This is a genomic window from Pseudomonas sp. MIACH, assembly GCF_001269925.1.
Lineage (GTDB): Bacteria > Pseudomonadota > Gammaproteobacteria > Pseudomonadales > Pseudomonadaceae > Aquipseudomonas.
In genome coordinates this window covers 261,426-279,973 of record NZ_LHVO01000056.1, presented here as the reverse complement: position 1 = coordinate 279,973, position 18,548 = coordinate 261,426, and the positions used below count along the sequence as shown (strand labels likewise).

Annotated in this window: 16 protein-coding genes; 3 read left to right on the top strand and 13 right to left on the bottom strand. The window is 62.6% G+C overall.

Annotated features, from left to right (window positions below):
- Positions 1 to 2: 2 nt before the first annotated feature.
- Genes AD670_RS24075 through AD670_RS24065 form a run of 3 tightly spaced genes read right to left on the bottom strand, consistent with a single transcriptional unit; the run spans position 3 to position 2,987 of the window.
- The gene (locus AD670_RS24075) at positions 3 to 959 is read right to left on the bottom strand and encodes a lysylphosphatidylglycerol synthase domain-containing protein (protein ID WP_053138280.1); all 957 of its coding nucleotides are present in this window, start codon (positions 957 to 959) and stop codon (positions 3 to 5) included.
- On the bottom strand, positions 949 to 2,211 hold the full coding sequence (clsB, locus tag AD670_RS24070) for a cardiolipin synthase ClsB (protein WP_053138278.1): 1,263 nt from the start codon (positions 2,209 to 2,211) through the stop codon (positions 949 to 951). The genes AD670_RS24075 and clsB overlap by 11 nt, the downstream gene beginning before the upstream one ends.
- A complete protein-coding gene (locus AD670_RS24065; protein ID WP_053138276.1) occupies positions 2,208 to 2,987 on the bottom strand; it encodes an endonuclease/exonuclease/phosphatase family protein in 780 nt (259 codons plus the stop codon). The genes clsB and AD670_RS24065 overlap by 4 nt, the downstream gene beginning before the upstream one ends.
- A 188-nt stretch (positions 2,988 to 3,175) precedes the next feature.
- On the opposite strand from AD670_RS24065, the gene AD670_RS24060 reads away from it, so the two are divergent.
- Entirely contained in the window at positions 3,176 to 5,275 is a 2,100-nt protein-coding gene (locus tag AD670_RS24060; protein WP_053138273.1) for a mechanosensitive ion channel family protein, read from the top strand.
- Positions 5,276 to 5,286: 11 nt separating this feature from the next.
- Here the strand turns inward: AD670_RS24060 and AD670_RS24055 are convergent, their stop codons facing one another.
- Positions 5,287 to 9,534, bottom strand: a complete 4,248-nt coding sequence (locus AD670_RS24055) for a DEAD/DEAH box helicase (protein ID WP_053138270.1) — start codon at positions 9,532 to 9,534, stop codon at positions 5,287 to 5,289.
- Between the two features lie 166 nt (positions 9,535 to 9,700).
- Between AD670_RS24055 and AD670_RS24050 the strand changes: the two genes are divergently transcribed.
- Complete coding sequence (locus tag AD670_RS24050; protein WP_053138340.1) at positions 9,701 to 10,585, top strand: sugar nucleotide-binding protein; 885 nt, start codon at positions 9,701 to 9,703, stop codon at positions 10,583 to 10,585.
- A gap of 125 nt (positions 10,586 to 10,710) precedes the next feature.
- Here the strand turns inward: AD670_RS24050 and AD670_RS24045 are convergent, their stop codons facing one another.
- The 5 genes from AD670_RS24045 to AD670_RS24025 all read right to left on the bottom strand — a co-directional run bounded on the left by AD670_RS24045 (position 10,711) and on the right by AD670_RS24025 (position 14,620).
- A complete protein-coding gene (locus AD670_RS24045; RefSeq protein WP_053138267.1) occupies positions 10,711 to 11,409 on the bottom strand; it encodes an OmpW family protein in 699 nt (232 codons plus the stop codon).
- A 94-nt stretch (positions 11,410 to 11,503) separates the two neighbouring features.
- Positions 11,504 to 12,025 carry a DUF3299 domain-containing protein gene (locus AD670_RS24040; RefSeq protein WP_053138264.1) on the bottom strand — a complete coding sequence of 174 codons (522 nt, stop codon included), beginning with the start codon at positions 12,023 to 12,025 and terminating at the stop codon, positions 11,504 to 11,506.
- Positions 12,026 to 12,036: 11 nt separating this feature from the next.
- On the bottom strand, positions 12,037 to 13,302 hold the full coding sequence (locus tag AD670_RS24035) for an ABC transporter permease (protein ID WP_027605183.1): 1,266 nt from the start codon (positions 13,300 to 13,302) through the stop codon (positions 12,037 to 12,039).
- Between the two features lies 1 nt (position 13,303).
- Positions 13,304 to 14,014 carry an ABC transporter ATP-binding protein gene (locus tag AD670_RS24030; RefSeq protein WP_053138261.1) on the bottom strand — a complete coding sequence of 237 codons (711 nt, stop codon included), beginning with the start codon at positions 14,012 to 14,014 and terminating at the stop codon, positions 13,304 to 13,306.
- 6 nt (positions 14,015 to 14,020) lie between these two features.
- The gene (locus tag AD670_RS24025) at positions 14,021 to 14,620 is read right to left on the bottom strand and encodes a DUF2796 domain-containing protein (RefSeq protein ID WP_053138259.1); all 600 of its coding nucleotides are present in this window, start codon (positions 14,618 to 14,620) and stop codon (positions 14,021 to 14,023) included.
- 131 nt (positions 14,621 to 14,751) lie between these two features.
- On the opposite strand from AD670_RS24025, the gene AD670_RS24020 reads away from it, so the two are divergent.
- Positions 14,752 to 15,099 carry a hypothetical protein gene (locus AD670_RS24020; protein WP_053138257.1) on the top strand — a complete coding sequence of 116 codons (348 nt, stop codon included), beginning with the start codon at positions 14,752 to 14,754 and terminating at the stop codon, positions 15,097 to 15,099.
- Here the strand turns inward: AD670_RS24020 and trxA are convergent.
- The 4 genes from trxA to AD670_RS24000 all read right to left on the bottom strand — a co-directional run bounded on the left by trxA (position 15,096) and on the right by AD670_RS24000 (position 18,411).
- Entirely contained in the window at positions 15,096 to 15,968 is an 873-nt protein-coding gene (gene trxA / locus AD670_RS24015; protein ID WP_053138255.1) for a thioredoxin, read from the bottom strand. The genes AD670_RS24020 and trxA overlap by 4 nt on opposite strands.
- Before the next feature lie 72 nt (positions 15,969 to 16,040).
- Positions 16,041 to 17,042 carry an Abi family protein gene (locus AD670_RS24010; protein ID WP_053138252.1) on the bottom strand — a complete coding sequence of 334 codons (1,002 nt, stop codon included), beginning with the start codon at positions 17,040 to 17,042 and terminating at the stop codon, positions 16,041 to 16,043.
- Between the two features lie 263 nt (positions 17,043 to 17,305).
- Positions 17,306 to 17,959 (bottom strand): methyltransferase, encoded by a 654-nt coding sequence (locus AD670_RS24005; protein WP_053138249.1) that lies wholly within the window; start codon positions 17,957 to 17,959, stop codon positions 17,306 to 17,308.
- A complete protein-coding gene (locus tag AD670_RS24000) occupies positions 17,956 to 18,411 on the bottom strand; it encodes a YbaY family lipoprotein (RefSeq protein WP_053138246.1) in 456 nt (151 codons plus the stop codon). Before AD670_RS24000 ends, AD670_RS24005 begins: the two co-directional genes overlap by 4 nt.
- Positions 18,412 to 18,548: the final 137 nt, after the last annotated feature.

The window sequence follows — 18,548 nt, the reverse complement described above, 5'->3', positions numbered from 1 at the left end:
GATCAAGCGGGTGTTTTCTTCACCCGCAACGCCTTCGCCTTGGCCTCGACCCCCAGGTACATCACCAGCGCGATGAGCAGCGGGCAAATAAAATAGATCGCCCGATAGGCAATCAGTCCCGCCAGCAAACTGCCCCGTGACGCCTCATGCTGCAGCAGTGCAATAAACACCGCCTCGAGTACGCCAAGGCCGGCCGGGATATGAGTGACCACACCGGCAATCGCGCTGATCAGCAGTACCCCGAGCACCAGCGGGTAGTCCAACTTGGCGGGCAGCAGGGTAAAAATCACCGCCGCCATCAGCGACCAGTTCAGCGCGCCCAGCGCCAGCTGCAAGCACGCCATGCGCAGCGACGGCAGGTTGATCTCGATCCCGCGAATCGACCACGCGCGTTTTTTCGAAAACTGGCACGCCGCCAGGTAACCCAGGCTGGCCAGTATCAGCAACACGCCAACCCCTTGCAGTGCGCCGCTGCTGAGCTTCCAACCCGGTGGCATCGTCACCAGCCCGCTGCTGAACACCACCCCGGACAATGCCATATAGCCAAACCAATTGGTGGCCAGGCTCAGGCCGAGAATCTTGGCGATATTGCCGGTGCTCACCCCCAGCCGCGAATACAGCCGGTAACGCATGGCGATCCCGCCGACCCAGGCGCTGAGGTTGAGATTGAACGCGTAGCTGATGATCCCGACCGGCAGGATCTGCTTCCAGCCCAGCGGCTGGCGGATGTAGGTGCGGCCGATCAGATCGAAGCTGGCGTAGACGAGAAAGCTACACAAGGTCAGCGTGCTGGCGATAAACAAGGTGCGCAGCTTGAAGTCGCCCAGGGTCTCAACCACTTCGCTCCAATCAATGCGCCGAGCCAGCAGGGTGAACAGCACGATCAGCGCGAGGAAGAAGGCGATGGTCAGCGGTTTTTTCCAGCGCTTGAAGCGTGATCCGTTGTTTTCAGACGTCATGGGCCTGACTCTCGAAGGGTTTCAAGCGTGGCTTGTGCGCCGGCAACCAGCCCGTCAGCGCGGGGAAGTGGCGCATCACATGGAACACCAGGAATCCGACGGTCAATCGCCATAGCCACAGGCGTGGCTTGCGGTTTTCCGGCATGGTCTGGCAATGCTCCTTGGCGAGTACGTCCAGGCGTTCGTATAGCTGCTGATTGAACGCGCGGTCACGAATCAGTACGTTGGCTTCCAGGTTCAGCGACAGGCTCAGCGGGTCGAGGTTGCTCGAGCCCACCGTGCTCCACTCATCATCCACCAGCGCGACCTTGCCGTGCAGCGGGCGCTGGCAATACTCATGAATCACCACGCCGTCCTTGAGCAGGTAGTCGTAGAGCATGCGCGCGGCCAGCTTGGCCAGCAGTACGTCGGGCTGGCCCTGCATGATCAATTGCACGTGCACCCCCCGGCGTGCGGCGTTGCGAATTTCGCGCAGCAGGCGGTAACCGGGGAAGAAGTAGGCGTTGGCAATCACCGCGCGTTGTTGGGCTTTGCTCAAGGCATGGATATACGCCTCTTCAATGTCGTCGCGGTGTTGCAGATTGTCGCGGTAAATCAGGCGCACCCAGCCGTCGCCTTTATCGGACGACCAAGCCGAAGGCCTTTGCTGGCGGCGCCGCCACCCGCGTCGCGTGCGCACCTGGCGGCCGCTTTGCGCGAGCGCGAAATGATGCAGGTCGGCCACTGCCGGCCCCGTGACCTGTACGGCGTAATCCTGCTTCGCTTCGGGGCCAAAGTCCCCCAGGTGATCGGCAGAAAAATTGATCCCGCCGATAAACGCCACGGCGGCGTCCACCACCACGATCTTGCGGTGCAGGCGGCGGAACCAGTTGGTCCGAATACCCAGGGTCTTGGACGCCGGGTCAAACATCTGTACGGCCACTCCGGCCTCGGCCAACTCTCCGAGAAAAGCGGGGCTCAGTTCGCCGCAGCCAAAACCATCCAGGCTGACCACCACCTTGACCCCACGCTGCGCCGCCTCGATCAAGATGCGTTGCAGCTCGTGGCCGACCTTGTCTTCGAAGAGGATAAAGGTCTCCAGCAGGATCTCCCGCTGCGCCCCACGTAAGGCCTCGAACACTTTGGGAAAGTACGCCTCGCCGTTCTCCAGCAACTCGACCTGATTGTCAGGCTGCCAGCCGTAATCGAGGTCGCGGGCCTTGGCTTCATCCGGCGGTTGATCGGTAGCAATGTGCTCGACGGCAATGTTCATAGCTCAATCTCCACCGACAGCGGTACGTGGTCTGACAGATGGGACCAGGGGCGGGAGGTCAGCACCCGGGGGTTATGAATCTTCAAGTTGCGCACATAAATGCGGTCCAGCGGCAGCAGCGGCAGGCGGGCAGGGAAGGTCCGCGCCGGTTTGCCGAGGGCGTGCACGAACACTTCCGTAAGGCCGCTTTGGCTCAGGTCGGCGCGCTGGCGCCAGTCATTGAAATCGCCGGCAACTACCAACGGCGCATCCGCCGGGATCTCGCTGATACGCTGCTCCAACAAGCGCAATTGCTGCTGGCGATGCACCTCACGCAAACCCAGGTGGATACAGATCGCATGCACTTCCTGCCCGGTCCCCGGCAGGCGCAGCACACAATGCAGCAGGCCACGGTTTTCATGGCCGCTTTGGGAGATGTCGAGGTTGTCGTAACTCACGATCTGGAATTTCGACAGCAACGCATTGCCATGGTCGCCATGGGGGTAGACCGCGTTGCGCCCGTAGGCGAACTGCGGCCAGATGCTGTCGGCGAGGAACTCGTACTGCGGCATGTTCGGCCAGTCGCTGTAGCGCTGGGGATGGCGCTCGTGGGTGCCGTGGATTTCCTGCAGAAACACCATATCAGCGCCCACACTGCGCACCGCTTCGCGCAGCTCGGGCAGGATGAAGCGTCGGTTCAAGGCGGTGAAGCCCTTGTGGATATTGACCGTCAGCACCGTGAAGCGAGTGATGGCGACGCTAGGGGTGATGGGCACCCAGTCGGGGATCGCAGCCATGATTGCTCCTGTGAAAGGGTGGGGGCCTGACCCCCGTTTATGGCTGACTGCGATTTTTGGCCGAAAGTTTCCATCGTCCTACGGGCGGCATAAACCCATTTGGATCAGTGCCCGGCAATCAAGCAGGGGAACGATCCAGGCTCAAACCCGTCAGTTCCTTACAGACCCTTCTGAAGGAGCCCGGTGTTTTGCTGAATCTAAAGACTGCATTACTGCTCGGCGCGCTGCTGTTTTGCGGCAGCGGCGCACTGCAAGCCGCGGCCACCGCGCCGGAAGCGCCGGCCAAGCCGGAACTGCTGGTGGAGGGCGGACTGCTCGGTGCCATCAGTTCCAGCATCGATGATGTGCAGAACAAGCTCGACCTCAATCAGAACCTCGTTGACGCCTGGCGCCTGCGCGCGGACCGCGCGGCGGATGAGGTCGGCCGGCTGGTTGACCAGACATCGGAGCGTTCGCCGTGGAGCGTAGCCGGCGATTTCCTGCTGCTGTCCGGGGTGTGGGCAGGTGCCTTTGCGCTGTTGACGCTGCTGGGACGTTTTATCGTGCGGCGCCTGAGTCGTCGCCCTTTCGTCGAACGGCGCAGGCGCCTGCAAGGCGTGCTGGGTTACGTGGTGCCCTACACGATCCCGGCGCTGATCTGCCTGCCGTTGACGCTCTACGTCAGCCACTTTTTACCCACCTCGATAGGCCGTGCGCTGGCGCTGTGTTTTGCCTACGCCACCAGCAGCGGCATCTTTTCCACCTCCATGCTGCTGTGCGTCATCGTCATGTTCAATGTCGGCCACAAGCGACCGGCGGTACAGATCATTCGTGACTACTGCCCCAAGCCGCTGTTCCTGATCGGCTTCCTCGCCGCCCTCAGCGACGCCCTCACCAGTCCGCAAATCGCGCGTCAGTTCGGCGGTAATATCACCAGCAGCATCGCCGTATTTACCGGCCTGTTCGCGGCGGTCATCTTTGGCGTGCTGGTGGTGCGCCTGCGCCGTCCCGTGGCCCACCTGATCCGCAATCGACCACTGGCCCAGCGCCTTAAACACCCGGCATTACAGCAATCGCTGCGGGTGTTTTCCGGGCTGTGGTATTGGCCGATCCTGTTGATGGTGCTGGTCTCGGCGATCAACCTGATCGGCGCCGGCGACGACAACCAGAAGGCCCTGCGCTGTGCGCTGTTCACCACCATTCTGTTGATTGGCACGGTATTCCTGAGCACGGTGCTGCAACACCTGTTCAGGTCCCGCAGCCAGGTGGCGATCCAGCGCAGCAGTGCCTACAAGGAACGCTTTCTCAGCCTGTTGCATGCGATCTTGCGCATCGTCATGGCGATTGCCTTTATCGAAATCCTCGGGCGCATATGGGGCATATCGCTGTTCGAATTTGCCCAGCGCAACTCAGTGGGCCGCGCGATCAGCGACTCCCTCAGCAGCATCGGCCTGATCCTGCTGATGACCTGGTTGTTCTGGGTGGTACTCGATACGGCGATCCAGGAAGCGCTGAAACCGCCGGTGAACAAACGCTCCAGCCGCCAGCCCAGCACCCGGGTGAAAACCATCCTGCCGCTGCTGCGCAATGCGATCAAAATCATCCTGGTGGTGATCTGCGCAATCACCACCATGGCCAACCTGGGCATCAACGTTGCGCCGCTGCTGGCGGGTGCCGGTGTGGTCGGCCTGGCGATCGGTTTCGGTTCCCAGCAACTGGTGCAGGACGTGATCACCGGCCTGTTCATCATCATCGAAGACACGTTGTCCATCGGCGACTGGGTGGTGCTCGATTCCGGCCACGCCGGCACCGTCGAAGGCCTGACCATCCGCACTCTGCGCCTGCGCGACGGCAAGGGCTTTGTGCATTCGGTGCCGTTCGGGCAGATCAAAGCGGTCACCAACCAGTCGCGGCAATTTGCCTATGCGTTCTTCTCGGTGCAGTTCACCTACGACACCGATGTGGACAAGGCCGTGGAACTGATCCGCGAGGCCGGGCAGTCGATTCGCGACGATGTGTTCCTCAAGTACAACCTGCAAGGGCCGCTTGAGGTGTTTGGCGTCGACAAGATGGACCTTAATGGCGTGGTGCTCACGGCGCAGTTCCGTACGGTGTCCGGTGGGCAATATGCGGTGAGCCGTGCGTTTAACCAGCGTTTGAAAAAGCTTGTGGATAACTGTGATGAGGTGCACTTCGCGCAGACTTATCCACAGCAGGTTTTGCTGCCAAAGCGTAACGCCCAGGTGGATGAGCCGGATGAAGAGATGCCAGCGTCGGTGGTGTTGACGGAGCAGCCCAGGCCTCAATGAGGCCTTCAACTTCAATGCCTGATCAGCTTCTCCTGCACCGCCTGCTGATCAACATCAAGCAACACCTGCTGCTTGCCGGCGACCCTCACCGCCGCCGGCAACCCATCCCGATACACAACCCGATTCCCACTCACCGCCGGCACCTTGCTGCCCGGCAACAGTGTGCCCACCAGGTTCAGCGGGTCAGCCCCACACACGGCAATCAAACTCCCGTCATGGGGCCGACGCCGCACTTCGCGCAGCAACGGGATCGCCTCCGGCAACGCAAACTGCTCACCCGCCAACCCGCTGACAAACCGTCCACCGCGAATCTCACCCCGTGCCTCCAGCCGATGGAATGTGCGCAGCAATTCGCGCCAACTCGGCAACCAATCCGCCTCGCGCTCCAGCAAGCGCCAGAACACCACGCCATAGCGGCGCAGCAAGGTCATCGCCACATGCTCCAGGGTCTCGGCCGAGTGCGGGGCGGCAGCGGTCGATGGGCGGCGAATCAGTGCCCAACGCCCGGCATCGTCCATACCGCCGATAAACGCCCCACGCCCGCGCCGACCGCTGCGCGCCTGGCGCTTGCTGGTCGGGGTGGTCAGCGCGCGCAGCCCGGCAAAGCTGTCGGCATTCACCAGCCCGGCGCCGACCAGCTCCTGCAAGGCGGTTTCCAGTTCGCTGCGCAGCAGATGGGCCTCGTGCACCAGCTCATCGAAAAACAGCGCGCCGTGTTCACGCAGGGCCAGGTGGACCTTCTGCGCCTTGGGCGACAGGGTCGTGCTGTCGGTGGGTTCGGTCAGCCCGCTCCACAGCGCCACCTGGGCACGCGGTAACAGCACCACCGGCGTGCTGCGCAGGGCAATGGCGCTGGCCTTAGTGCTCAAGCGCGTCCACACCAGCTTGCCGCTGCGGCACAGGTCGTCGAGCCAGGTTGATGAGTAATCCTTGATCCGTGCACTGAGCAGGTCACTGTCCCAGGCCGACGTGGCGGCGGCATACCCTTCGAACTGCCCGACAATCTGCGGCAACATCGCGCTGCCCTGGCCGCGCGTGCTGTCGGACAGGTGCTGCCAATCGAACAGGAAACGCATGAAATCCTGCAGCGCCACCGGCTCGATTTCCCGGCGCAGGCGTTTGACCGTGTAGCGATGAATGCGCGCGAGAAGATGCCGTTCGCACCATTGTTCCTCAAGTGCTCCGGGGCTGAAGCGACCGCGCAGCACGTAGCCTTCCTGCTCCAGACGGGCCAGCGCCTGGGTGACGTCGGTCACCGGTAAGGCCAGCGGCGCGGCGATCTCGATCAGGTGCTGCGGGCCGAAGCCACCGAGGCGCGCGCGCAGCACCTCGACGAGTGCGTCATCAAAGGTCCAGGGCTCATCGAAGCCGGGGAGCAGTGGCAAATTGTGGGGATAGATCGCCTGCAAACACCCCAGGCGTTCCACCGCTACCCACAGGCCATTGGGCAATTGAAAGGCGCGGCCGGCCTTGGCCAAGGCGTTCAGCCACTCTGCCCATTGCGCCGTGACTTCGTGGCTGGCGATGCACGCCAGGCTCATCAGCGCCTCATGCATTTCATCCACGCCATGGGGCGCCGGCCAGGCCTCTTCGCACACGCCGGCGATGGCGTCCGCATCCAGTGCGCCGAGGTCGTCGGTGCTCTGCGGGTCGCTCCAGCGGCGGTTGAGCACGGCCTGGGTGCGGCGTTCTTCCAGCGGTGCATCGTCGAGAAAGGTGTAGGGGCGCGCGCTGAGGATTTCGGCGGCCATGGGCGAGGGCGCCGGCAGGTCGCGGCTGATCAAGCGCACTTCGCCGCGCTCCATACGCCGCAGCAAGGCAAGCCAGGCGTCGCTGTCCATGGCTTCGTGCAGGCAATCGTCGAGGGTTTGCTCCACCAGCGGGTGCTCGGGCACTTCGCGTTCGCCGGCGAGGTTTTCCAGGCAGGCGATCTGGTCGGGGAACACACTGGCGATCAGGTCTTCGCTCTTCATGCGCTGGATCTGCGGCGCCACTTTGCGCCCGGCGGTAAAGCGCGGCAGCGCCAGGGCCACGCCGGCGTTCCAGCGCCAGCGCACGCCGAACAGCGGCGCATCCAGCACCGCCTGGATCAGCAGGTGCTCAGCACTGTTGCTGTTGAGGTAACGCCATACCTCATCCAGCTCGAAACTGTGGCTGGTGGACAGCGACAGCACGATCGCGTTTTCACTGGCCGCCGCTTGCAGCTCAAAGTTGAAGGTGCGGCAAAAACGCTTGCGCAAGGCCAGGCCCCAGGCCCGATTGACGCGGCTGCCGAACGGCGTGTGGATGATCAGTTGGGTACCGCCGGACTCGTCGAAAAACCGCTCCATGATCAACGTGTCCTGGGACGGCAACGCGCCGAGGGCCAGGCGCGCGCGGGCCAGGTAATCGAGGATCTGTTCGGCGCTGGCGCGGTTCAGGCCGAGGGTGCCGGTGAGCCAGTCTTGCGCCGGTTGCAGGTCGCCGGGGCTGGCGCTGAGCAGGCTGTCGAGTTGCCCCTGCAAACGCGCGACCGCAGCGGATAACTCATTGCTGCGCCCCGGCGCTTCGCCGAGCCAGAACGGAATGGTCGGCGGTTGGCCATGGGCGTCTTCGACCCGTACTTTGCCAGCTTCGACCCGCAAGATCCTGTAGGACGTATTACCGAGCTGGAAGATATCCCCGGCGATACTTTCCACCGCGAAGTCTTCGTTGACGCTGCCGATGTTCAGGCTCTGGGGTTCGAGCAACACGCTGTAGTCGGCATTGTCGGGGATGGTGCCGCCGCTGGTCACGGCGGTCAGCCTGGCGCCACGGCGGCCGCGCAGGGTGCGGGTCAGGGCGTCGCGGTGCAGGTACGCGCTGCGGATACCCTGGCGGCCGTTGTAGCCGTCGGCGAGCATCTGCAGCAGTGCCTGGTAGTGGCGTTCATCCAGGGTGGCATAGGGCGCGGCGCGGTGGATCAGGTCGAGCAGGGCCTGTTCCGGCCACTCCTGGGCACTGACCTCGGCGATGATCTGCTGGGCCAGCACGTCCAGCGGCGCCACCGGGATCTGCAAGGTGTCCAACTCGCCCCGGCGTACACAATCGAGCAGGGCGGCGCATTCGATCAGGTCGTCGCGGGTCGTGGCGAACAGGCGCCCCTTGGGCGTGCCGCCGACCTGATGCCCGGAGCGGCCGACCCGCTGCAGAAAGCCGTTGATGGAGCCCGGCGAAGCGATCTGGCACACCAGGTCGACATCGCCGATATCAATCCCCAGTTCCAGGGACGCGGTGGCGATCAACACTTGCAGCTCGCCCGCCTTGAGCCGTTGCTCGGCGTCCAGGCGCATTTCCTTGGCCAGGCTGCCGTGGTGGGCGGCGACGGCGCTCTTGCCCAGGCGCTCGCTCAAGTGCCGGGCCAGGCGTTCGGCCAGGCGCCGGGTGTTGACGAAGATCAGCGTGGTGCGGTGCTCACGGGCCAGTGCAGCGAGGCGGTCGTAGACCAGCTCCCAGACATCGTTGGCCATCACCGCCGACAGCGGCACCGGGGGCACTTCGATATCCAGGTCGCGGGCGCGGGCATGGCCGATGTCGACGATGTCGCACGTCCGCTCGGTGCCCACCAGAAAGCGCGACACCGCTTCGATGGGTTTTTGCGTGGCCGACAAACCGATGCGGGTCAGCGGCTCGGCACACAAGCCTTGCAGGCGCTCCAGGCTCAAGGCCAGGTGGCTGCCGCGCTTGCCGGCGGCGATGGCGTGGATTTCATCGACGATCACCGTGCGCGTGCTGGCCAGCATCTGCCGGCCGGAGTCCGAGCCCAGCAACACGTAGAGCGATTCCGGCGTGGTCACCAGGATATGCGGTGGGCGCTTGCGCATCAGGGCGCGGTCTTTTTGCGGGGTGTCGCCGGTACGCACGGCGGTGCGAATCACCAGCGGTGGCAGGCCCAGGCGCTGCAAATGCTCGGTGATCCCGGCCAGCGGGGTTTGCAGGTTGATCTGGATATCGTTGGACAGCGCCTTGAGCGGCGACACATACACCACCAGTGTCTCGTCCGGCAGTTGCCCGCCATTGGCCAGGCCCTGGTGAACCAGGTCATCGAGCACCGCGAGGAACGCCGTCAGCGTCTTGCCGGAGCCGGTGGGCGCCGCGATCAGCGTTGAACGGCGCTGGCGGATCAGCGGCCACGCCTGGGCCTGGGCGCTGGTCACCGAGGGGAAGGTGTGGCGGAACCAGGTGCTGACGGCGGGGTGGAAGCCGTTCAACACCGAGTCGGTTGATTCAGGAAGGTTCATGCCTAAGTTATGCGGTCCACTCCAACAAGTTGCAACCCCGCACTTTATCCGTGACGGTTGCGCTACAAACCCGCAAAATGCAAGGATTCTGGAATAACCCTACGGCATGCCTCACCCGCCTGCCGACAATAACCATCGTTCCAAACAGACCGGGCCTGCTCAATCTATGCGAATGCGCCTTATGTTACTGGGCGGCGGGAATGCCCTCGGGCAGGCGCTGATTCGCCTCGGTGCAGAGGAAGACATTGGTTTCCTCGCACCCAAACCGCCCCAAGACGGCTGGGATGCCGCGAGCCTCACCCAATTGCTCGACGACACCCGTCCCGATGCGTTGATCAACCTCGCCTACTATTTCGACTGGTTCCAGGCCGAAGCCGTCAGCGAAACCCGCCTGGCCGCCCAGGAGTTCGCCATCGAACGCCTGGCCGAACTGTGCCAGCACCACAACATTACCTTGCTGCAACCGTCCAGCTACCGCGTGTTCGATGGCTCCCGCGCCACTGCCTACAGCGAAAAGGACGAGCCGGTGCCCCTGGGCCTGCGCGGCCAGGCGTTGTGGCGTATCGAACAGAGCGTGCGCGCCACTTGCCCGCAACACGTGTTGTTGCGTTTTGGCTGGCTGCTGGATGACAGCGTCGACGGCACCCTCGGGCGCTTTCTTGCGCGGGCCGAAAAACCGGATGAGTTACTGATGGCGGATGACCGTCGCGGCAACCCGACGCCGGTGGACGATGCGGCGCGGGTGATCATTTCGGTACTCAAGCAACTCGATTGCGCGGCGCCGCTGTGGGGCACTTACCACTACGCCGGGCATGAGGCGACCACGCCGTTGGCGCTGGGCCAGGCGATCCTCTCCGAGGCGCGCAGCTACCACTCGCTGGCCATCGAAGCCCCCACCGCCCAGGCCCACGCGGCCCGGCCGGATGCGGCAGACGAACCGCAGCATGCGGTGCTGGCCTGCAAGAAAATCCTCCACACCTTCGGCATCAAGCCCCGGGCCTGGCGGGCGGGGCTCCCGGCGTTGCTCGACCGGTTCTATCGCCACAGCTGATACAACACAAAAGCAAATGTGGGAGGGGGCTTGCTCCCGATAACGGTGTATCAGTCAATGAATCTGTTGACTGACACGCTGCTATCGAGAGCAAGCCCCCTCCCACATGGGTTATGCAGTGTTGCTTAGAACTTGTAGCCGATACCCACCATGTAAACCATCGGGTCCACGTCCACATTGACCTTGGCACGGGTGCCAGGTGCCACGGCGTTGTTTTCCACGGTGGCCTTGGTGCTGATGTCGATGTAGCGCGCCTGGGCGTTGATCATCCACTTGTCGTTGATCATGTAGTCTGCGCCGATCTGCGCAGCCCAACCCCAGGAGTTCTCGGCCTTGAAGTTGCTGAAACCGGCTTCGGAGGCGCGGCTGCCGACGTGTTCGTCGTAGATCCAGGTGTAGTTGATACCGGCGCCTACGTACGGTTGGAACGGGGATTTGTTGTCCAGTGGGTAGTACACGACGCTCAGGGTCGGCGGCAGGTGTTTCAGCGTACCGAGCTTGCCGTTGGCGGCGCCGAGGGCGGTGCCCTTGATTTTTACGTCATGCTCGAACGGTGTGGCGGCCAGCAGTTCGATACCGACGTGGCTGGTCAGCATGTAGGCGAAGTTCAAGCCCAGTTGGGTGTCGCTGCTCATGGTCGCCTTGCCGCCCAGATTGGCGCCGGCCAGTGGGCCCTGGTCAACCTTGACGGTGCTGCTGTCCGCCTTCGGGTTCACGGTGATTGCACCGGCACGAATCAGAATGTCGCCCGCTTCGTGAGCGTGGGCAACCGGGGCGACGAGGGCGAGCGCGAAGAGGGACGCGCCGAGCAGGGACTTGTTCATGGGAGCTCCAGAGGACGTTTAAAAGTTGTACGTCCAATGGTAAAGATCGTTCCGTCCGGTCTTTTGACTCAGCTCAATGAAAGGGCGATCAGCGTTATTCCGGCAGTTCGTAGATATAAATCTTTTCGGCATCCATCTGGTAACCGGCATCGGCCAGTTCACTGGTGGACGGTTTGACCTGCATCGCGCCCTCGATCCAGTACGGCTGGTAGAGCTCATCGAGCTTCACCCCGACTTCACTTTTCACATGCACGATCTGGTTCGATGGCGGCGGGGGTACGTGGATGCACGCACCGAAATACGGCACCAGCAAGAACTCGGTGGTGCGGCCTTCTTCGCTGACTTCCAGCGGCACGATATAGCCGGGCAGACGGATGTGCTGGCCATCGAGGCTCTGCACCACCGGCGCATTGGGCAGATCCTGCTTGGCCGCTGGCGCCGCTTCGACGGACAAGGCATCGGCCATGTTCGACAGGTTGTGCAGCGGTTTCATGTTGGGAATTTCCGGCGGCGCGTCCGGCGGGATCATCTCCTGCCAGGACAGGTCCTTGGGCTGATCCTCCGCCCAGGCGGGCACCGCCACCAGCAGCAATAACGCAAACAGAACGCGACGCATCGAAGCCTTCCTCATAAACGTATGGACAGGCCATCGGCCAGGGATTGTCGGTAGGCGCGCCAGGCGGGCACGCTGCCCATCAACAGCGCTGCGGCGAGGATACCGGCGAGCAGGGTCCATTCATATTCGCTGGGCCACGACATCGGCAGGTCCAGGCCGTAATTGGCCTGCAGATACCCGCGCGAGGCGGCGATGCACACGTACAGCAAGCCCACGCCTGCGATCACACCGGACAGGGCCAGGGCGAAGGCTTCGAAGATCAGCAGCGTCGCGATATGCCATGGCCGTGCGCCCACCGAACGCAGGATGGCCATTTCGCGGCGGCGTTCGTTGAGGCTGGTGAGAATCGCCGTGAGCATGCCGATCAAGCCGGTCAGCACCACGAACAGCGAGATCACGAACAGGGCTTTTTCGGCGGTGCCCATCATGCTCCACAGCTCTTGCAGCGCCACGCCGGGCAAGATCGCCAGCATCGGCTCACCACGGAATTCATTGATCTCCCGCTGCAGGGCGAAGGTGGAAATCTTGTTGTTCAGGCCGAGCATAAAGGCCGTGATGGCCTGGGGGGTGAGGTCCATGTTGCGCGCCTGGTCGGCACTGATGCGGCCTTTGCCCTGGGCCGGTACGCCGTTGTGCCAGTCGATATGGATCGCCTCCATACCGCCGAGGCTGATATGCAGCGTGCGGTCCACCGGCGTGCCGGTGCGCTTGAGAATGCCGACCACGGTGAACGGCTTGTCATCGTGCTTGACCAGGCTGACCACCGCCACGCCGTGGGCCAGCACCAGCTTGTCGCCAAGCTTGTAGTGCAGGGCGTCGGCGACTTCGGCGCCGAGCACCACTTCGAACGGGTCGGTGGCGAAGGCACGGCCGCTGGCCAGCTCCAGGTTCTGTTTGCGCCCGTACTGGTAGTGCTCGAAGTACGACTCGTTGGTGCCCATCACCCGGTAGCCGCGATGGGAGTCGCCGAGGGAAATCGGGATCGCCCACTTCACCTGGGGGCTGGCGGCGAAGTGCTCGTAGCTGTCCCAGCGAATGTTGTTGGTGGCGTTGCCGATGCGGAACACTGAGTACAGCAGCAGGTTGACCGAACCGGAGCGCGCGCCGACGATCAGGTCGGTGCCGCTGATGGTGCTGGCGAAACTGTTGCGCGCCTCAACGCGCACGCGTTCCACCGCCAGCAGCAGGCACACCGACAAGGCGATGGCGAAGGCGGTGAGGATCGCGGTAAAGCGGCGGTTAGCCAGGCTGGCCATGGCTAGACGAAACAGATACATCTCAAACCTCTGCGGGCGTGGCGGCGCGATTGAGTTCGGCCAGCGACAGGTTGCGGTCGAACAGCGGCGCCAGGCTCTGGTCATGGCTGACAAACAACAGGCTGGCGCCGGCTTCGCGGCATTCGGCGAACAGCAGTTGAATGAAGGCTTCGCGGGCGTCGTAGTCCAAGGCGGAAGTGGGCTCGTCGGCGATCACCAGCTCCGGTTGGCCGATCAGTGCACGGGCGGCGGCCACCCGTTGCTGTTGGCCGATGGACAACGAGTCGGCACGGCGCTCCAGCAGGTCTTTGTCCTTCAAACCCAGGTGCGCCAGCAAGGTCGCGGCAGCCTGGTCGACGCTGCCGTGGCGTTGGATCGCCCGTTGCGCGCGCAGCTTGGAAAAGTGGCAGGGCAACTCGACGTTCTCGCGCACCGACAGGAACGGCAGCAGGTTGAACTGCTGGAAGATATAGCCGGTGTGGTCAACGCGAAAGCGGTCCCGCGCACCGGCCGAGAGTTCGGTCAGTTCCTGGCCGAGCAGGCGGATGCTGCCGCGGCTGGGCTTCTGTACGCCGCCGAGCAGGCCGAGCAAGGTGGTTTTGCCACTGCCGCTCGGCCCCTTGAGAAACAGGGTTTCCCCCGCTTCCAGGCGGAACGCGGGGATGTCCAGTAACTGTGGGTGACCGGGCCAGTTGAAGCCCAGGTCAGACAGTTCAATCAATGCGTGGGTCATGGGGACTCAGAACTTCAGGGTGGCTGCTGTGGCCGTCGCTTCAACACCTTGCTGGCCGCTCGGGCCGATCAGTTGTACCTGAATTTTCTGGGTGGCGGGGAAGGTCTTGAACACCTGGGTCAGGTCCAGGTTGCTCAGCGCGGTCGGCGTGGCACAGGTGAATTGGTAGTGGGCGTGGATTTCACTGTGATCGTGATGATGCTCGTGGGCGCCGTCTTTGGCGTCGTGGTCATCATCGTCATCGTGGTCGGCTTCCGGTTTGTCGCCGAACAGCGGGCTGTTGAGCTCCTGGCTGCTGATCACGCAACCGGCGGCCTTGGGCAGGCTGAACAGGGTCAGTGGGTTCTCCAGCTGTTTGCGGGCGGCGGCGACCTTGGCTTTGTCGGCTGCGCTGGTGGCGAGGTGTTCGAAGCCCACCAGGTTCATCGCCGGGCTATCCAGTTCAAGCTCCAGGGCCTGGCCGTCGAGTACCGCGTTAAGGCGGCCGACGCCATGTTCGTGGGCGCCGAGGCTGCCGTGTTCGTGATCGTGGTCATGCTCGTCGGCGGCGTGAGCAATGGCGAGTGGCAGCAGGGCAAACGGCAAAGCAAGCAACAGACGGCGCATGGGAAAGCTCCTGGAGATGAAAGTTTTGTTATGTGATCTTATAACAATAGTGCCGAGAGTTTGACCGCCCGCTTGGCGTTGCGCAAGCCGCATGGGAGCATGCTCGTCAGAAAAATGCAGGAGTAAGGACGATGTTGCGAATTCGTGGAACCATCGGCGACCTGCCGGTGGACTTGACCCTGGAGCTGGACGACGGCGATTGGGCGCGACTCGGCGCGCAGTTGCAGGCAACGCCCACGGCAAGCGCGCCCGCCGCGCCCGTAGCGCCGGTCAAGCACAATGATGATCTATGGCAGAGCGCCCAGGACCTGTTGCGCAACGCCGGGCAACTCAGCGGCCTGGAACTGCTTGATCGACTGGAAGGTTTGGCGGGGGATGCTGCGGCGGGCAAGCGCCTGTTGGTGCGCCTGCGCCACAGCGCCAAGGTGAAAGTGGCCAGCGGCGGGGATACGCCGCTGTACAGTTGGATCGGCGATTAGTACAGCGCGGCGAACAACTTGCGGCGGTACACGGTCACCAGCGGGTGATCATTGCCCAGCAGTTCGAACACCTGCAGCAAGGTCTTGTGCGGCAGGCCTTCGCTGTAGCTGCGGTTGCGGATAAACAGCTTGAGCAAGCCTTCCAGCGCCGCGTCGTATTGCTGGCGCGCCAGTTGCTGGATGGCCAGTTGATAGGCGGCTTCGTCGTCCTGCGGGTTTTGTGCCAGGCGGCTTTTCAGCTCGGCGGCGTCTGGCAGGTCGGCGGCTTGGCGCAGGAAGGTGATCTGTGCCTTGGCCCCGGCAAGGGCGGCTTTGTGGGTGTCGCTCTTCACCGCATCGAGCACGGTTTGGGCTTCACCCAACTCACCGCGCTCGGCCAGGCAACGCGCGTACAGAATCAACGCGGCGGCGTTGGTGTTGTCTTCACCCAGCAGCGCCACCAGCACGGTCTCGGCTTCGCTGATGCGGCCGTCAGCGAATAGCGTCTGCGCCTGTTCCAGAGGGTCGGCCGCAGCCGGTGGCGGCATCTTCACATGCGGTTCCAGCATCGCCCGCACCGCCGACTCCGGCTGCGCACCTGCAAATCCATCCACCGGCTGGCCATCCTTGAACAGCACCACCGTCGGCAGGCTTTGAATGCCAAAGCGCGCGACGATGTCCTGTTCGGCCTCGCAATCGACCTTGGCGAGCAGCAACTCGCCCTGATAACTCTCGGCAATCTGCGCCAGCATCGGCATCAACGCCTTGCACGGCGCGCACCACTCGGCCCAAAAATCCACGAGCACGGGTTTTTCGAAGGAATTCTGGATCACGGCCTGGTCGAAGTTGGCGCTGGTGACGTCGAAGATGTACGGCGTGGGCTCACTCATGGGGCGTCTCGAATAAAGCGGGAATGGGGCAACTATAAGGGCTGGCGAAGGCTACCGGAAGCCGCATGGTGCTCAGGTGCTGGACGCATGCCAAAAAGGGTCTTTATACCAATCGAGAGGGAAGCCCATCGCTTTCAGGCTAACTTCGGGAAATTCGCAAGTCAGTTGATGCAGGCGTTGGTCCCAGTGGCTGTTGGGGCTCAATTGATGCATAAAGTGATTGAGGATGCAGAGCGCTGCAAAAATGCGGGTGTGCGGCCCTGGCTGAAAGAGATGTCCCGGCCATAAGAAGTTGGCGCTCTTCGGAAGTTCGGGACGAATGCCTAGCTCCCGGTTCCACAGTCGCGAATGATGGGCACACATGTTGCGAATGGTAGTCAGGGTGTGCAGCCAAGACTGCATCAGGGGCGCCGCAAGTCCCAGGCGCTTGGCAATGGCTTTTTTGTCCGCGTCTTTCGCCAAGCCTTTATATAAATGGGATAAATCACCCAGCGTCAGTTCTTCCAACATGGCCCAGCCTGGCATAAGAGGTGGATGGGCGTATGTAACGGTGTAGTGGCGGGCGTAGCTTTCTTTTGCCCTTTGGCGTTTAAGCAGGCTTTTTCTCATGTCGTCGGCGCGCGATCTATCGATGCGCTCGCATTCCCGCTGGAAGTCACGCATGGCTGTGGATTGCTTGGTGGACAGCGTCGTAAGCAGCCGCTGATGATCGAACGCTTCGTGGAACATCAATGGGTTGATATACCAGTGACTGCCATGGGCGGGCCCCATGTGGTTGCTGATGACGGAGCGCGATGCAATTTCGACTCTCTCGATGGCATCCATGGTGAGTAAACGAAGCCGTCGATCAAAGTCGTAAAGACGAGTTAGCTGACGAAACTGACTGCCGTCACGAAAGCGATGGTTGACATCCTCCGGCTGCTGGAACGGCCGCATATAGGGGCTGAGTCGAAAGAAGCTGACCGATTGTAAAAAAGACTCGGCGCGAACCTCGTCCTGAACATTCAACCCACGGTGCTTGAGCAGCTGCAGCTGAGCTGAAACGTCAATTGCGGGCTTGCTGAATGTCCTCATGCCTAAAAAACACCGGGCATAAAAAACCCGCACAATTTGTGCTTGGCTACTGACGCAACCAGAGGCATGGCGGGTGTATTGCCGCAGAGATTAGGTAGCTGCGTGCCTTTTTGCAAGGCCTTTATGGGGCGGCCAATGAGCGGAATTGTCTGGAAAAACATGCGGGTGGATTGCCCTGGACTCGTGCGGAGGGAGGGCATTTTCCACAGCCACTCTTTTTCTGTCTCAGCCAACTTATTGCCAGAAATTTGTAACGCGTGGGCTTACCGCCGCGAATGGTACAGGCTCACCTTGCGAAACTCCCAAGGCTCGGCCAAGTCCGGCAACGTCAGTGCATCGAGTATCTCCAGCCGCCGATAAGCCGGGTGCTGGAAGTTCCGCACGCGCGAGTCCGCCACCAGCGCTTCGCGGCCTCGGCTGAGGAAGTGGTCGAGCAACGGCAGGTTGGCGCGGTCGTAGAGCACGTCGGCGACCAGGATCAGGTCGAAGCGGTCGGCTTCGGCGAAAAAGTCTGCCGAGTAGCGCAACTCCACTCCATTGAGTTCGGCATTCGCACGGCAAGACGCTAACGCCAGCGGATCCAGGTCGCAGGCCACCACTTCCAGCGCGCCGGCTTTAACCGCCGCAATTCCGGCCACACCGGAGCCGGCGCCGAAATCCAGTACGCGCTTGCCTTTCACCCATTGCGGGTTCGCCGCCAGATATCGCGCCAGCGCCAAACCACTGGCCCAGCAAAAACTCCAGTAGGGCGGCTCATGCAGGATGCGTCGGGTTTCCTCGGGGCTGAAGGCGCGGTCCATGTTGTCCGCATCCAGCAGCCACAATGAAAGCTCGGTGTCCGGCAGCGGGCAGGGCACGAGTTGGGCGTCGCCGATCAGCGCGCTCAGGGCGCGCTGCAAGTCCAACGGTGGCGTCATGGTGCCTTGACGAGTTCCAGGGGACCGGTGGTCTGGGTGATCGCCTGGGTGATGCGTACGGCGGGCAGGTGCAGGATCAACTGGCCGGACTGGCTGGCGCGGCCACGCAATTCAACCCGCGCGCCGGCCGGGAACGTCTCGGGGTTGAAGCGCAGGCGGAAAGCCAGGGGCTTGCCGTTGCCGGTCAGCACACTGCTGGCGAGCAATTGTTGCGGGCGCGAACGGTCATCGATCACCAGCAGGGCCATCTCGACTTCGGCGCCGGCCGGCACATTGGTCAGGCTGCCGTTGATTTCACGCTGGTAGGCCGGCAGGGGACCGAGGTCTTCAATACCTGGGACTTTTTTCTCCTGCGCGGGCGCAGGTTGGGGCGTGGACGGCTTGGGGGCTTCGCTGCTGCAGGCGACCAGGACACTGAACAGGGTGAGCAAAACAAGTGGTCGTAACTGCATGTACGGCTCCAGAAAGGACAAAATCCGTGGCTTGAAATATAAGAAACATATAGGCCTGCCTATATACCGTAAAGGCTATGGCTTGTCTTGCCACGGGGATGCGCTACCATGGCCCTCCCTTTTTTTGTTGCCTGCCA

Coding starts and splice junctions, on each gene's coding strand:
- AD670_RS24075 (WP_053138280.1), bottom strand. CDS start 959: ATGACGTCTGAAAACAACGGATCACGCTTCAAGCGCTGGAAAAAACCG.
- clsB (WP_053138278.1), bottom strand. CDS start 2,211: ATGAACATTGCCGTCGAGCACATTGCTACCGATCAACCGCCGGATGAA.
- AD670_RS24065 (WP_053138276.1), bottom strand. CDS start 2,987: ATGGCTGCGATCCCCGACTGGGTGCCCATCACCCCTAGCGTCGCCATC.
- AD670_RS24055 (WP_053138270.1), bottom strand. CDS start 9,534: ATGAACCTTCCTGAATCAACCGACTCGGTGTTGAACGGCTTCCACCCC.
- AD670_RS24050 (WP_053138340.1), top strand. CDS start 9,701: ATGCGAATGCGCCTTATGTTACTGGGCGGCGGGAATGCCCTCGGGCAG.
- AD670_RS24045 (WP_053138267.1), bottom strand. CDS start 11,409: ATGAACAAGTCCCTGCTCGGCGCGTCCCTCTTCGCGCTCGCCCTCGTC.
- AD670_RS24040 (WP_053138264.1), bottom strand. CDS start 12,025: ATGCGTCGCGTTCTGTTTGCGTTATTGCTGCTGGTGGCGGTGCCCGCC.
- AD670_RS24035 (WP_027605183.1), bottom strand. CDS start 13,302: ATGTATCTGTTTCGTCTAGCCATGGCCAGCCTGGCTAACCGCCGCTTT.
- AD670_RS24030 (WP_053138261.1), bottom strand. CDS start 14,014: ATGACCCACGCATTGATTGAACTGTCTGACCTGGGCTTCAACTGGCCC.
- AD670_RS24025 (WP_053138259.1), bottom strand. CDS start 14,620: ATGCGCCGTCTGTTGCTTGCTTTGCCGTTTGCCCTGCTGCCACTCGCC.
- AD670_RS24020 (WP_053138257.1), top strand. CDS start 14,752: ATGTTGCGAATTCGTGGAACCATCGGCGACCTGCCGGTGGACTTGACC.
- trxA (WP_053138255.1), bottom strand. CDS start 15,968: ATGAGTGAGCCCACGCCGTACATCTTCGACGTCACCAGCGCCAACTTC.
- AD670_RS24010 (WP_053138252.1), bottom strand. CDS start 17,042: ATGAGGACATTCAGCAAGCCCGCAATTGACGTTTCAGCTCAGCTGCAG.
- AD670_RS24005 (WP_053138249.1), bottom strand. CDS start 17,959: ATGACGCCACCGTTGGACTTGCAGCGCGCCCTGAGCGCGCTGATCGGC.
- AD670_RS24000 (WP_053138246.1), bottom strand. CDS start 18,411: ATGCAGTTACGACCACTTGTTTTGCTCACCCTGTTCAGTGTCCTGGTC.